Consider the following 15,176-nt stretch of genomic DNA (forward strand, 5'->3'; position numbering starts at 1 on the left):
TTTAAAGATATAGAATTATGATATTCAACGATTTAGCTGTTTATAGATTTTATGATTCCATAACAGACTTATATACGTAAAAGACAACCAAAAGGTTATAAAATACAAAGTCCCGGCTTGGGGCCGGGAACTTTGCTCAGGGTTTGGTTTCGTAAACCAAATATCAGGGTCAATTATTAAGCATAATGAATATAGCCATTTTAAGCAAATCTGAGATCTAAGATCTGAGATTTACTCCCGCTCATCCAATTTTTTTAGCAGATTATCAGACCAAAGTATTTATTTTGTCCCGCCTGAGGCGAGATCATGGCCTTCAGGATATTTCAACGAATACTCGTTTTATGAACAACTAAGCAGGGTTAGCTAACCTTTTTCTGCTACCCGATTTTCCGCACAACCCTTATCACCGTATGCCGGCGGCATGCGTATTATTCTATTTAATTTATCATCTGTAATGACGAATATTCAACCAACACATACGCCCAAAAAGGGCTTTTTCAGCTATTTCCGTGAAGCACTCAACAGCGAGCACCAGGACTTTACCCAGGGCAGCATACGCAAAGCCGTATTCATGCTGGCCATTCCCATGATATTGGAAATGTGCATGGAATCGGTATTTGCCGTAGTCGATATTTTCTTTGTGAGCAAGCTCGGTGCCGGTGCAGCCGCTACCGTAGGGCTTACAGAATCATTTCTTACCCTTATCTATTCCATTGCCATCGGCTTAAGTATGGCCGCAACCGCCATGGTAGCCAGAAGGGTGGGTGAAAAAAATCCGGAAGAAGCCGCACATGCCGGCGCACAGGCTTTATTGCTTTGCGCAGGTGTTTCTATACTGGTAAGTATCATCGGTTTATTTTTTGCTGCCGATGTACTCGCACTCATGGGCGCCGATGAGCAGGTAATAAAAATGGGTACCAACTATACCCGCATCATGCTCACCGGTAATATTGTAATCATGCTGCTCTTCCTCATCAACGGTATCTTCCGTGGTGCAGGTGATGCCGCCATGGCCATGAAAAGTTTATGGCTCGCCAATATCTGTAATATCATTCTCTGTCCCATTCTCATCAACCAGTTTGGGTTAACAGGGGCCGCCATGGCAACCACCACCGGCCGTGGTATTGGTGTATTGTACCAGCTTTATCACCTGTTGAAAGGCAAGAGTATGGTGCGCATCCTCAAAAAACATTTTGTACCCGATGCCGCTATTCTTAAGTCAATCGCCAATATTGCTTCCACCGGTACCCTGCAGTTTATTATTGCATCGGCCAGCTGGATCGTGATGGCTCGTATCATCACCGGTTTTGGCAGCGATGCCGTTGCGGGTTATACCATCGCCATCCGTTTGCTCATCTTTTTCCTCATGCCTGCATGGGGACTAAGCAATGCGGCCGCTACATTGGTAGGACAAAACCTCGGTGCCAATCAGCCCGATCGTGCAGAACAGTCGGTCTGGAAAACGGCGCGGTACAATGGTGTATTTATGGCATTTGTTTCTGTGCTCTTTGTAGTGGGTGCCGAATTTTTTGTGAGTCTTATCACCAAGGACCCCAATGTAAGTGGTACTGCCGCTTCGGCACTACGCATCGTGAGTCTGGGTTATATTTTCTATGGTGTGGGTATGGTGATGATCAATGCTTTTAATGGTGCCGGTGATAGCCGTACACCTACCTGGATACATTTATTCTGGTTCTGGATCTTCCAGATACCCTTTGCCATCCTGCTTTCCAAAACCCTCAACTTCGGCCCCACCGGCGTATTCATCGCCATTGTAGTCACCGAAACCTGTATCAGTATTACCAGTGTAATATTGTTTAAAAGAGGAAAGTGGAAGCTGGTGAAAGTGTAGGAAATATGAAATAAGGAATAAGGAACAGAGAAATGAGAAAGTGAGTATTAACAGTATACCAGCGTAAATATTGTTTAAAAGTGGAAACTGGTGAAAGTGTAGGAAATAAGGAATAAGGAACAGAGAAATAAGAAAGTGAGTATTAGCAGTACCTCTACTTTTTTATTTCCCTTCGACAAGCTCAGGGCAGGCTTTATTTCATATTTCTTATTTCTCTGTTCTAAAACTTCCTGTTATACCCGATCCTGAATACCTGTGTTTCGTAGTAATCGGTACTATTGAGTACAAAGCCATTTCCCTGTATCGTTTTCTGGATATTGAGGGTATTGAAGAGATCGGTTGCGTTAAAAAACCATTCTCCTTTACCATCTTTGGCTTGTTTTTTTATGCCCATATCAATCGAAAATCTCGATCCGGTTTTTCCTTGCGGAACAATATCGGGAGCCTGATAAATAAGTGTAACCTGCAGTTCTGTTTGCCGCGGTAGCTTACACAGGTTATTCAGTTTCAGGTTACCGGATGTCTGTGTTTGTTTCTCGGCACTGAATACAGTAGGAACCGGGTATTTACTCAATACAGTAAACGCATCTACCTCTGTTCTGTAAATATTGGCATTGGCGTTCAAAGTAAAAACGGGAGAGATGGTTTGTTGATATACAAGTTCTAAACCTGTATGGGTACTATTACCGGCATTCTGAAATACATTATAGATTAGGGTAGCGGGCGGTACACGAATTGCTATGCGGGTAATATAACTATTTGTTCGCCGGTGATACAGTGCTGAATAAAAATAGCCTTTGGCAAAACCCGTTTTATAACCCAGTTCATAACTATGTGTAAACTGGGGGCGCAAAGCCGGATTGCCTACTTTAATTATTTCCGCGTCATCGTATTTGGGAAAAATGCGGATATCTACTTCATTGGGTCTGTCAACTCTTTTGTTATAGAAAAGCGATAGCTTATTTTGTTCATTGATTTTATAGGCCAGCCGAAAATTCGGAAAGAGCTGTGTGTATTGATATCCATCACTTTTATAGGTATTGTGGTTAGGGTTCACTTCATATTTCAGGTCAACATATTCCATACGTACACCCAATTCTGCTTCTATTGACTGGCTCTCAAAAACATAATTGCCGTATGCAGCAGGTATGGTTTCTGTATAAGTTGCCTCTCCACCTGCATTTACATCCAGTGGGGAATTGACGCCTGGCTTAAACTGCATATTGGTTGGAATATTCCGGTAACGGAACTTTATACCCCCTTCTATTCTTCCATTTGTAAGCGGTCGTGTATAATCAAGCGTAAAATCTGCTACATATTCATCAGAGAGTAATTTAAATGAGTCGAGTCCGGTATAATTGGGTAATATGTTTTCGAAATTATATTTCTCATCTTCCCGGTGAAAAGTATAATTGAAACCCATATTTAATAAATGTCCCGGCTGTTGAAATCGATGCTGGTAAATGGCTGATGCTACTACCGTTGTTTTTAACTCGTCTTCCAAAAAACGCCAGAGTCTTTTTCTTTCGGTTAGTTCTTTATTGAAAAAAGGTTCATCGCCCCGGTCAATGATTTTTTCAATTCCATATAAACCCGATATAGTCAACACATCCCGATCGGTTATGTTCCAGTCTACACCTGTTTTTGAGGTCCAGAAATGTGTATTTCTGTTCCGCTTTGTTTGTTGCTCGGTTACCGTACCATCGGTATATACCCTGCTTACAAATTCATTCTTATTCAATGTTTCGGTATAGAGCCAATCTGATTGCAAGAATATATTCAGTTTGTTTTTCCGATAATTCAGCGAAAGCGAGGGATTGATTTTCGGCGTTGCCTGATACTGTGGACGAATGGTTGGCAGGTTTTCTTTTTTTACCCAAAGAGCTCCCAGCCCTGTAGTGAGCCCGAGCTTGCCATTAAAGCCCTGTTGCCTGTTTTTCTTGTAAATAATATTGATAATACCTGCATTGCCATTGGCATCGTATTTAGCAGATGGGTTATTGATGATCTCAATTTTTTCAATAGCAGATGCGGGTAAATTATCCAATCCGCTCTGGCTGCCGAAACCGGTAAGGGCCGTTTGTTTTCCATCGATCAGCACTGCTACTTTATCACTGCCACGCAATTCTACCTTTCCATCCTGACTGGTAGTTATACCGGGCAGGTTTTTTAATACCTGCAATACAGAGCCGCCCGACTGTGCAATATTGGCTGCAACGGAATAGGTTTTTTTATCCAGCGAGGAAGACATTTCTGCTTGCCTGCCTGCGGTTACCACCACATCTTTCAGCAAACCGGTACTTATCTGTAATTCTATACTACCCAGATCTAAAAAAGGACTGAGGCTTCCGATAAGTACAGGTTTTTTAAAAATTTCATACCCAGTATAGGCATATTCGATCAGGTAATTACCCGGTTTGATATTCGTCATCGTGAACCGGCCTTCTTCATTACTTACTGTACCGGTTATAAAACTACTATCTCTCTCTCGCCTTAATAGAATATTTACAAAGGCTAACGGCCTCTTATCTGCAGCTGATTTAGTAATGCCCGAAACCGTTACCGATTGTCCGAAAAAAAACAGCGGGCATAAAAAGAAAACAAAAAGAACAATCCCTCTCTTATCATGCATACAACAGCGTATTATATATTAAAACGCCTGTAAGTTAGACGTTTAAAACAGAAGAATAAGGAATAAAGAACAGAGAAATGAGAAAGTGGGTATTAGCAGTATACCAGCGTAAATATTGTTTAAGAGTGAAAACTAGTGAAAGTGTAGCAGAAATAGCTGTGAGCTATGAGCAAAAATTATTGCTCGTGGCTCGCAGCTCATCGCTCACGGCTTTCCTCAAAACCACCCTCTCCTTTTAAACACCACCAGCATCCATACCGGAACAATAAGCATAAGGCCTACGGCGATGAAGAAGCCGTATTGGTGGTGGAGATAGGGAATGCGATCGAAGTTCATACCGAAGATGCCGCCGATTACGGTGGCAGGCGCCAGTAAACAGGTTACAATCGCCATCACTTTCATTACTTCGTTGGTCTTCAGGTTTACATTGCTGAGGTAGAGATCCTGTAAGTTCATCATCATATCACGGTAGTTCTCTGCCAGGTCATTTGCCTGAAGAATATGATCGTACACATCTTTGAAATATTTGGTGGTTCTTTCTTCCAGTAATTCATTTTCACTGCGTATAAAACCATTGATCAGTTCACGTACTGGACTCACGTTTCGTTTCAGTACAATCAGTTCTTTGCGGAGGCTGTTGATCACTGCGAGTGAGCGGGTATTGCTGCCGCGTATAATTCTTTCTTCCAGCTGCTCAATGCGGTCGCCAAGTTTTTCCATTACGATGTAATAGTTGTCTACGATCATATCGAGCATGGCATAACAGAGGTAATCGGCACCGCTTACCCTGAGCTTGCTGCCATTTAGTTTCAGCTTATCACGAATGGGATTGAATACATCTCTGCCGGCATCTTCCTGAAAAGACAGTACAAAACCTTTACCCAATACAATGCTGATCTGTTCTGTTTCTACGGCACCTGTTTGTTCATTGAAGTACAACATATTGAGCAAACAGAAAAGTACATTATCCATTTCATCCATCTTGGGTCGCTGGCTCACACTCATAATATCTTCTACAATGAGGTAGTGAATACCGAAATGGTTACATACCGCTTCCACATCCGCTTTTCGTATACCGTCTACATTGATCCAGGAAATGCGGTTGGTATCGCGATACATAAAACATTCCTTCACATCGCTCAGCTGGGTCTCCAAAAATTCGGTGGCACTATAATCGTACACTTTTATTTTTATCTCACTCGCTTCTACCCGTTCCGGAATTACGGTTGGGTTCACATGAAAGATATCACGTGTACGCTTGGTATCGAACAGCGTAAGCGGATTCAGGTATCTGAGGTATTTGCTGCCGGTCATGAAGTGAAGCTAAGAAAATATGAAATATGAAATAAGGAATATGAAATGAGAAAGTGGAATACCGTCTTATTTTCTCATTTCATATTTCTTATTTCTCTGTTTCTTGTTTCATTCTTCTACGCCTGTAGAAGAAAGGGTAGCCGTGTATTTTTTGGGCTGGCCTTTATCTTTATAGACAAATGTGAGTTTAATTTTTTGATCGGGCTGGGGGCTGAGTGTTATGTTTTTGGGAGCGTACACATTTTTAATCACAAACAGCATTTGTTTGGGTTGCTCATCAAATTCAGAAATGGCCACATAAAAATTATCCGTAACCTCATCTGTCTCGGGCTGCTTTGCACTGCCACTTTTATTGGATACCTGATAGAGTTTTACAGAGATGGTTTTTGTTTCTGAAGTGAATGAGGTCCGTATATTATTCAATATATAATTGAGGTTGTTATTATTTGCCTTGATGATCTGTGGGTTTTGTGCCTGAAGGGAGCCATTGTAAAAAAAAGAAGACAGCGCCAATAACAGCAGTACCCAATATTTATTCTGGTCTTTCATATGTGTTTTTTACCTAATAAATATAAGAAAAGAAAGTATACGTAAAATCAGACCCCTGTTTTTTCCAGCAGGAATGCAAATTCACTTCCTTTACCGTACTCAGACTGAAGTTCCATACGGCCACCTTGTGCTTCAATAAATTCTTTACTGATGCTGAGTCCGAGACCGGTACCTTCTTTCTGGGTTCCGGGAATCCGAAAATAACGATCAAATACGCGGTTCATGTAGCGTGGTTCGATACCCTGGCCCGTATCCGTAACACTAAAACGAATCAGGTCTTTTTCTTCCTTTACACTAATGTATACGGTAGCGTTTTCATAACTATACCTGATAGCATTCGATACCAAGTTGTTCAGTACCCATGCCGTTTTATCTTTATCGGCCAGTACCGGTGGAATATCTTCTGGTATCTGTGTTTTGAGTTGGATTCTCTTTTCTTCAGCAGACAGTCGATTGGTAGCTATAGCATAATCAACAATTTCCTGTACTGAAGCCGGCTTTACAGACATTTGAATGGAACCTGTTTCTACCTGTGTCATATTCAATAGTTCGCCGGTTATTTTTAACAGCCTTGTGGTATCTTCTTTAATACTGGCCACCATATTCTTTTGTTCATCATTCAGTTCACCGAGCTGTTTGTTTTCCAGCAGATCAAGGCTCATACGTATAGATGATATAGGTGTCTTGAGCTCATGTGATACGGTAGCAATGAAATTGGTTTTTGCAAAATCCAGTTCTTTATACGGTGTTATATTCTGTAGAAGTATCACGGTGCCTATCAGCTTTTCTATCTGCTCACCTGTTGGAATAATTTTAATCGGGATGATTTCTTTTTCAAAATAGCTCTCTTTATGATCGGCATAAATTTTTACGGGTAGTTTTGATGGCTGTTGCTGTAAGCCCTCATCATACAATTCCTGTATCAGTGAGCGTATCAGATCGTTATGTAATGCCAGTTCTTCGGCGCTTTTACCTGCTACCTGTTCTGCTTTCAGTCCAGCTATTTTCAGTGCCATATGATTCATGAACAATACCCGTTTGTTCTCATCCAGTCCAATTACCGGATCATTCATATTGTTGATCAGGGTTTCAATCCTTTTCTTTTCAATCAGTAGTTTCTGTACACTGCTCGCCTGGTACTCTTCCAGTTTTTCGGCCATGGTATTAAAAGAGGCTGCCAGATCACCAAATTCATCTTTTTTATTGAAATGAAGCCTTCTTGCATAGTTTCGTTCAGCAATTTCTTTGATGCTTCTGGTAAGCTCTTTTACCGGATTGGCAATATTACCCGGCAGGTTAAACAATAAGGTGAATGAGATAATGAAACAGATGGTACCCAGTATACTGATCCAGAATATAGAATTGTCCGAAGTCTGACCTGCAATCTTATTTTTTCTTTGTATGGCCTGCATATTCAAAAGCATAATATTGGAAAGATCTTTTCTCATGCTTGCAATCTGTTGTGTATCACTTAGGTTTTGCTGAAGCAATCCAAAATGTGTGGCTAGGCTGGCGGTAAGTTCCGCTTCTCCGGGTTCTGTAATATTTTTTTGTTGTAAAGCAAGGTTTTCACTAAAAATTTCCCGGTTTTGAAGTTGCAGAATATTATTATCCATTGCCATCTGCATTTTCCGTGAATAGTCGAGTGTATTGTAATTATCTACCAATATGTTTTTAGTATCACTACTTAGTTTATGTACATAATATATACTCATTGTTGCCAATAGTAATATCATGGCAAAAAGCAGACCTATACCCAATTGCAGTTTTTGTTTAATCTTCATCAGCTTAAAATTACAAGGTCAATCTCACTGCTTGATAATTTTTTTAGTAATTCATTAAATACATTGGTAGCGAGTATGAGTCTGAACAAACTTAAATGTGGCTTTCCGATACAAATGGTTGTGATCTGCCTTTCATCGCACTGTTCTATAATAGCTTTTGCAATATTGGGGTTTTCTACTTTGATAATTTCTGCCCCCAGTTCTGTGGCCAGTTTAAAATTATTGATCAGGTGTCTTTGCTTATCCAATGGGATTTTATCAGTGGCTTCTGCCGGTATCTGTACATACAACACATACCATTTACTATTGTAATAATTGGCTAGTCTTGCCGTTTTACGAATCACTGTTTTAGCCGTTTTGTCATTAGAGCTGATACAGGCCAGAAATCGCTCATGTTTAATGGCATTCACTTTTGTGATTTCGGTTTCCACTTTTCGTTCTACCTGCGATGCCACTTCTTTCAATGCCAGTTCACGCAGTTGAAGAATATGCTCACTTCTGAAGAAATTGTTGAGGGCTGTTTCAATTTTCGCCGGTTCATAGATTTTCCCTTCTTTGAGTCGGGTTATCAGCTCATCGGCAGTAAGATCGATATTCACCACTTCATCGGCCTGAGTAAGTACGCTATCGGGAATTCTTTCTTTTACTTCTATACCCGTAATCCTTCTGATTTCTTCATTGAGACTTTCAATGTGCTGAATATTTACCGCGCTGATCACATTAATTCCTGCATCAATAATCTCAAGTACATCCTGCCATCTTTTTCCATTTTTACTTCCTTCAATATTGGTATGCGCCAGCTCATCTACAATAACCACCTCAGGCCGTACATTAATTACAGCCAGAACATCTAATTCTTCCAGTTCCTTCCCTTTGTAAAAAAGTTTACGACGGGGTATAACAGGTAAGCCATGCAATAGTTCATGCGTTTCTTTCCTGTTATGGGTTTCAATATATCCTATCTTAACATCGATACCATTTCTTAACAGTGCATGTGCCTCCTGTAACATGCGATAGGTTTTACCTACACCGGCACTCATACCGATATAGATTTTAAACTTTCCCCTTTTCGATTTTTTAATCAGGTTCAGGAAATGCTGTACTGTCTGGTCTTTGTCTGGCATCAGAATGATATGGCTAGTGCGGTGGATATAAAGAAATTACTACTCACAATTTTGCCGTTCTTTTCAAAAATTCTGTCTTTCGAAGAAAAGCCTCTTGCTTCTATACGCCATAAAGCCTGGTTGCTGATGGTATGATCATAATTGAATGAATAACCCCATGTTTTAAAACCGTTGGGTGTGGCCGTTGAAATAATTACACCATTTGCATCATGATAATATTCCATTCTTGCAGTAAAACTGTTTCTGGCATCTGCATTTATTTTTGCCATTAGGATAGGCGTGTACCAGGTATTATAATTGCTGCTTCCTTTTTGTTTTTGTTCAAAACCAATATCAAATCCGGTGGTGATGGCGAATGCATCTGATAATTGAAATATGCCATAAAAATTATGGAAATAGCGCATCTGCTTAACACTGTCTGGTTTATCATTACCAATAAATGAACTACTGTTTAAAGTGATTTTCGAATTCGGTTTATAGGTTAGTTGGTGGCCAATACCAATAGTGCCATTACCCGGCACACGCTGAATACGCTGCCAGCCATTTAACAATAAACCGCTCATGATCCATTTTTCATTGGGCGATGTATAAGTAAGTTTCACACCTGATTCGTAATAAGGAGAATTATCGGCCAGTATGCCCCTGGTAAGTGCCCAGCAATCTTTACCAATGGCACTTTCAAAACCAATATGTGAGGCAAAAATGCCCGCATCGATCCAGAGATTAGATCTCGTCGAAATTTTCACTCCGGCATTGGCTTCAAATATATTTTTCAATACACCGGGTTCTGCAGCCAGATTGGCATTCATGTAGGTGCCTGCGGCAATGGCAAGGTTGGCCCTTAGATTGTTTTGCTGATAGGCGGCTTTTACCATACCAAGGTTCAGGTTAAACTCATTGTGCCGGTTATGCGAATACACAAAAGAGGGTCTGTTTTGTAATGATGGCTTACCAAAATCATATGTATAATAAGTTTCTAAATACCCACTGATGGTTAATGGATTGGTTTGCTTGTTTTCCTGTGCACCTGCTGTAAGCAAGGCCCAAAAACCACTGATCGTCAAAATTGCTTTTTTCATCTTGTTGTTAATTTAATTTATCTAACGCAATATTCAATTGTAAAACATTAATTGTTTGGGGTCCTACAGCTGGCTGCTCTGTATAAGTGCGTACTAATTCCCGCAAATTGGCTTCTGGTATATTGCGTATTTTTGAAATACGCTTTACCTGTACTTCTGCTGCTGCCACTGAAATATGCGGATCGAGTCCACTGCCACTGGCGGTTACCAGATCAACCGGAATATCTTTTTTTTCAATTCCGGGGTTGTGTGTCAGAAAACTATCGATCCTCTCCTGAATAATAGCAAGGTAATCAGCATTGGATGGTCCTTTATTACTGCCAGCAGAACCTGCTGCATTGTAGTTCACTGCCGATGGACGGCTATAGAAATATTTATCTTCAGTAAATGACTGCCCGATATTGCTGTAATATTTTTTACCGTTGGCTTCTATCAATTCTCCTTTCCCTTTCTGTGGTGTGAGTTTGGCAAAGCCCCATATAACAAGTGGATAGATACCTGATAAAACAATCAGTAATACAAGGGTTAATTTGATAGCTGGAAAAAACTGTTTTTTCATACATAATTTTTTCCTCTGCGTAACCTCTGTTTTCTCTTGTTCTCTGCATTGGTCACCCTGACGAAGGAAGGGACCGCAGAGAAAGAAGGGCGCAGAGATTACGCAGAGAGTGGTTAATAGAATAAGGATATTACAATGTCGATTAGTTTAATGCCTATAAAGGGTACGATGATACCACCAAGCCCATAGATAAACAGGTTACGTCTGAGTAAGGCACTGGCACCAATGGGTTTATAAGCGACTCCTTTTAATGCCAGCGGAATGAGTAAGGGAATGATGATTGCATTAAAAATAACCGCAGAGAGTATGGCTGTTTCAGGGCTGGTAAGTTTCATAATATTTGTCGCCTGCAATGCCGGAATAGAACTCACAAATAATGCGGGAACTATTGCAAAATATTTCGCCACATCATTTGCAATGCTGAAAGTGGTGAGTGTTCCTCTTGTCATGAGTAACTGTTTACCGATCTCTACTATTTCAATCAGTTTGGTAGGATCATTGTCGAGGTCAACCATATTACCCGCTTCTTTGGCAGCTTGTGTTCCGCTGTTCATGGCCACTCCCACATCGGCCTGCGCCAGTGCGGGTGCATCATTGGTACCGTCGCCCATCATGGCTACCAGCCTGCCTTCCGATTGTTCTTTGCGGATATAGTTCATTTTATCTTCCGGTTTGGCTTCGGCAATAAAATCGTCTACCCCTGCTTTCTCTGCAATGTATTTTGCGGTTAAAGGATTATCGCCTGTTACCATAACTGTTTTAATCCCCATTTTACGCAAACGCGCAAAACGTTCCTGTATGCCGGGTTTAATGATATCCTGTAATTCAATCACACCTATTACCTGTTCATTTTCTGCTACCACTAGCGGTGTTCCACCATTACTGGAAATCTGTCTTATGCGCTGGTCAATGATATCCGGAAAAATATTTCCCTTTTGTTCACAGAGTGTGCGAATGGCATCTGCAGCTCCTTTGCGGATACGTGTATCTTCAAAATCGATACCCGAACTCCTGGTTTCTGCTGTGAATTTAATAAAGCGTGGTTTTGTGATAGTATAGGACGATGGTTGTACGCCTGCCAGTTCAATAATGGATTTTCCTTCGGGTGTATCATCGGCCATGGAACTTAGTACTACTGCTTTTATAAATCTTTTTTCATCTACCCTTTCTGACAGATAAAAATGAGTGGCTTTTCGGTTTCCGATGGTAATGGTACCTGTTTTATCGAGCAGTAATACATCTATATCGCCGGCTGTTTCCACTGCTTTGCCACTCTTGGTAATTACGTTGGCTCTTAATGCCCTATCCATACCCGCAATACCAATAGCAGAAAGCAATCCGCCAATCGTTGTTGGTATCAGGCAAACAAACAAAGAGATAAATGCCGCAATGGTAATCGGTGCCTGTGCATAGTCTGCGAAAGGTTTCAGTGTTACGGTTACAATAATAAATACCAGTGTAAATCCTGCCAGTAAAATAGTGAGCGCAATTTCATTCGGTGTTTTCTGCCTGGATGCACCTTCTACGAGTGCAATCATTTTATCCAGAAAACTTTCACCTTGTTCAGTAGTTACTTTTACCACGATACGATCGCTTAATACTTTTGTTCCACCGGTTACACTGCTTTTATCACCACCTGCTTCCCTTATTACTGGTGCGCTTTCGCCGGTAATGGCGCTTTCATCTATGGTAGCTAATCCTTCTATTATTTCTCCATCAGAGGGAATAATATCTCCTGATTCACACAGAAATAAGTTTCCTTTTTGTAATTGTGATGATGGAATGAGTTTTATTTCACCCACAAACATTTCACCAACGGACTGTATCAGTTTCGCCGGTGTTTCTTCTCTTGTTTTACGTAAGCTGTTAGCCTGTGCCTTACCCCTTGCTTCTGCAATGGCTTCTGCAAAATTAGCGAAGAGAAGGGTGAGAAAAAGAATCGCTGTTACGATGAGGTTGTACACAAGGCTTCCCTGGCTTTGTTCTCCGGCAGCCACCCATATACTAACAGCCGCCATTACCAATGTACCCACCCATACCATAAACATAACCGGGTTGCGAAACATTTTTGCAGGACTCAGTTTTACAAAAGACGCTTTTAGGGCTTCGGCTACCAGTTGCTTTTGAAATAATCTATTGGAATTTACTTTTTGCATTTTGCTTGTTTTAAATCATGGAAAAAAATTCAGCAATCGGGCCGAGTGCCAGTGATGGGAAGAAGGAAAGTGCCGTAACAATCAGTATTACTGCAAAAATCATGATACCGAATGTGGGTGTATCTGTCTTCAGTGTACCTGCACTTTCAGGAATATATTTTTTGGATGCCAGTAATCCGGCAATAGCAACAGGACCAATAATGGGTAAGAACCGGCCCAGTATGAGTACAAAACCGGTACTGATGTTCCACCACATATTGTTATCACCCAATCCTTCAAAACCACTGCCATTATTGGCCGCTGATGAAGTGTACTCATACAACATTTCACTGAAACCATGATAGCCGGGATTGTTCAGCCAGCCGCCATATAGTTCAGGATGGTTTACAATGAGGTAGCTTGACAGTGCCGTACCCGTTAATATCAGTAATGGGTGCAGCAGCGCAATAATCATCGCTATTTTTATTTCTCTTGCTTCAATTTTCTTTCCCATGAATTCGGGTGTGCGACCCACCATCAGTCCACTGATAAATACAGCCAGGATAATAAAGATGAAAAAGTTGAGTAGTCCCACCCCACAGCCTCCATAAAAACTGTTTACCATCATGGCCAGCATTTCGTTCATACCACTGATCGGCATAGTACTGTCGTGCATGGCGTTTACCGAGCCGGTTGAAATTACCGTTGTAACAATGCTCCAGAAACCGGAAGCGGCGGCACCAAAACGCACTTCTTTTCCTTCCATAGCACCCAAACGATTATCAATACCCATTTTACTGATAGCAGGGTTACCGTTTATTTCCTGGATGATATTGGGTACGGCGAGCAAAAGAAAACCTACCGTCATCACACTAAAAATCATCCATGCTAATTTTTTTCTTTTGATAAAATAACCAAAGGCAAAAATCATGGCGAAGGGAATGATCAGTTGTGCGATCATTTGAATGATGTTGGTGAAATAAGATGGATTCTCTAATGGATGTGCACTGTTGGCTCCGAAAAATCCGCCACCATTGGTACCCAAATGTTTTATCGGAACAAATGCAGCTACCGGACCCCTTGACACTTGAACCGTGTCGCCTTGTAAACTTATGTAGCTGTCTTTTCCTTCAAAACCCATGGGCATTCCATTCAATAAAAACAGTATGGCAACTATTATGGAAAGTGGTAATAAAACGCGGGTAATAGATTTTATAAAATACAGGTAGAAATTACCCAACTGGTTGGTGGCTTTTTCTTTTAACGCTTTGAACAATACCACCGTGGCTGCTATACCTGTTGCAGCACTTACAAACTGTAAAAACATCAGGTACAACTGACCCAGATAACTCAATCCAGTTTCACCAGAATAGTGTTGGAGGTTACAGTTTACTACAAATGAGATGCTGGTATTAAAAGCAAGATCGGCGCTCATATCGGGGTTGCCATCGGGGTTCAGTGGTAACCAGCTCTGGTTCATTAATACAAACATGCCCAGTAAAAACCAGACAAGGTTTATGAACAGCATGGCTGTCATGTGTTGTTTCCAGTTCATTTCGCGGGTAGGGTCTATTCCGCTAAAGCGAAAAAGAAATTTTTCAACCGGGTTCATCACCTTGTCCAGAAAACTGCGGTTACCGGCAAACACATTGGCCATGTATTTGCCCAATGGAATGGCGAATAATAAACTTGCACCGAACATGATGACGATGCCTGTAATTTCAGCATACATAAATGAGAATTGAATGTTTTGAAATGAAAAATGCCTGTTATACAGTTCCTGTCAGAATTTCTCCGGTTTCACGAGTACATAACACATGTAACAGAATACTGCAATAGCAATGATGAAGAGGTATAACATGGTTTTAAAATTTTTCGAAGTAGTTAATAGATCTGAAGAAGAGCAGAAAACAGAAGAGGCCTGCCAGGGTAAGCATGAGTGTCAGCATATATTAATGTTTAAGTATCCTGTAAATAATTCCCGCAATGATGATCACGGAATAAAACCCTGCCACTAAATGCCAGGATCGTAACCTGTTTTTTAGTTTCATATGATTTTGTATTGTTGATGCCAGAAACAGGCAATTCAAATGCCTGAATGCATGAAATTGAGTAAAACGTAATAGCAGTAGGTATTACAGATTTTAT

At 40.9% G+C, this 15,176-nt stretch carries 10 protein-coding genes; 1 reads left to right on the forward strand and 9 read right to left on the reverse strand.

Translation table 11 applies throughout. The features are described from left to right. Nucleotides 1-421 precede the first annotated feature (421 nt). Nucleotides 422-1,852, forward strand: coding sequence for an MATE family efflux transporter (locus tag BC659_RS07035; protein ID WP_133473963.1), 1,431 nt, complete (start codon nt 422-424; stop codon nt 1,850-1,852). 220 nt (nt 1,853-2,072) lie between these two features. Here BC659_RS07035 and BC659_RS07040 read toward each other — a convergent pair whose 3' ends face one another. The 9 genes from BC659_RS07040 to kdpA all read right to left on the reverse strand — a co-directional run bounded on the left by BC659_RS07040 (nt 2,073) and on the right by kdpA (nt 14,760). Beyond that, nucleotides 2,073-4,484 carry a TonB-dependent receptor gene (locus BC659_RS07040; protein WP_133473964.1) on the reverse strand — a complete coding sequence of 804 codons (2,412 nt, stop codon included), beginning with the start codon at nt 4,482-4,484 and terminating at the stop codon, nt 2,073-2,075. Nucleotides 4,485-4,700: 216 nt separating this feature from the next. Beyond that, nucleotides 4,701-5,798, reverse strand: a complete 1,098-nt coding sequence (corA, locus tag BC659_RS07045; RefSeq protein ID WP_133473965.1) for a magnesium/cobalt transporter CorA — start codon at nt 5,796-5,798, stop codon at nt 4,701-4,703. A 108-nt stretch (nt 5,799-5,906) separates the two neighbouring features. Further along, nucleotides 5,907-6,347, reverse strand: a complete 441-nt coding sequence (locus BC659_RS07050) for a hypothetical protein (RefSeq protein WP_133473966.1) — start codon at nt 6,345-6,347, stop codon at nt 5,907-5,909. A 47-nt stretch (nt 6,348-6,394) separates the two neighbouring features. Continuing rightward, entirely contained in the window at nt 6,395-8,131 is a 1,737-nt protein-coding gene (locus tag BC659_RS07055) for a HAMP domain-containing sensor histidine kinase (RefSeq protein WP_133473967.1), read from the reverse strand. Beyond that, nucleotides 8,131-9,255 (reverse strand): sensor protein KdpD, encoded by a 1,125-nt coding sequence (locus BC659_RS07060; RefSeq protein ID WP_133473968.1) that lies wholly within the window; start codon nt 9,253-9,255, stop codon nt 8,131-8,133. Before BC659_RS07060 ends, BC659_RS07055 begins: the two co-directional genes overlap by 1 nt. Continuing rightward, nucleotides 9,255-10,334 (reverse strand): porin, encoded by a 1,080-nt coding sequence (locus tag BC659_RS07065; RefSeq protein ID WP_211340720.1) that lies wholly within the window; start codon nt 10,332-10,334, stop codon nt 9,255-9,257. The genes BC659_RS07060 and BC659_RS07065 overlap by 1 nt, the downstream gene beginning before the upstream one ends. A 7-nt stretch (nt 10,335-10,341) precedes the next feature. Next, nucleotides 10,342-10,893 (reverse strand): K(+)-transporting ATPase subunit C, encoded by a 552-nt coding sequence (locus tag BC659_RS07070; protein ID WP_133473970.1) that lies wholly within the window; start codon nt 10,891-10,893, stop codon nt 10,342-10,344. Between the two features lie 113 nt (nt 10,894-11,006). Beyond that, on the reverse strand, nt 11,007-13,049 hold the full coding sequence (kdpB, locus tag BC659_RS07075) for a potassium-transporting ATPase subunit KdpB (RefSeq protein WP_133473971.1): 2,043 nt from the start codon (nt 13,047-13,049) through the stop codon (nt 11,007-11,009). 10 nt (nt 13,050-13,059) lie between these two features. Next, nucleotides 13,060-14,760, reverse strand: a complete 1,701-nt coding sequence (gene kdpA / locus BC659_RS07080) for a potassium-transporting ATPase subunit KdpA (protein WP_133473972.1) — start codon at nt 14,758-14,760, stop codon at nt 13,060-13,062. Nucleotides 14,761-15,176 lie beyond the last annotated feature (416 nt).

Origin of the sequence: Sediminibacterium goheungense, assembly GCF_004361915.1 — a bacterium.
Taxonomy (GTDB): domain Bacteria; phylum Bacteroidota; class Bacteroidia; order Chitinophagales; family Chitinophagaceae; genus Sediminibacterium; species Sediminibacterium goheungense.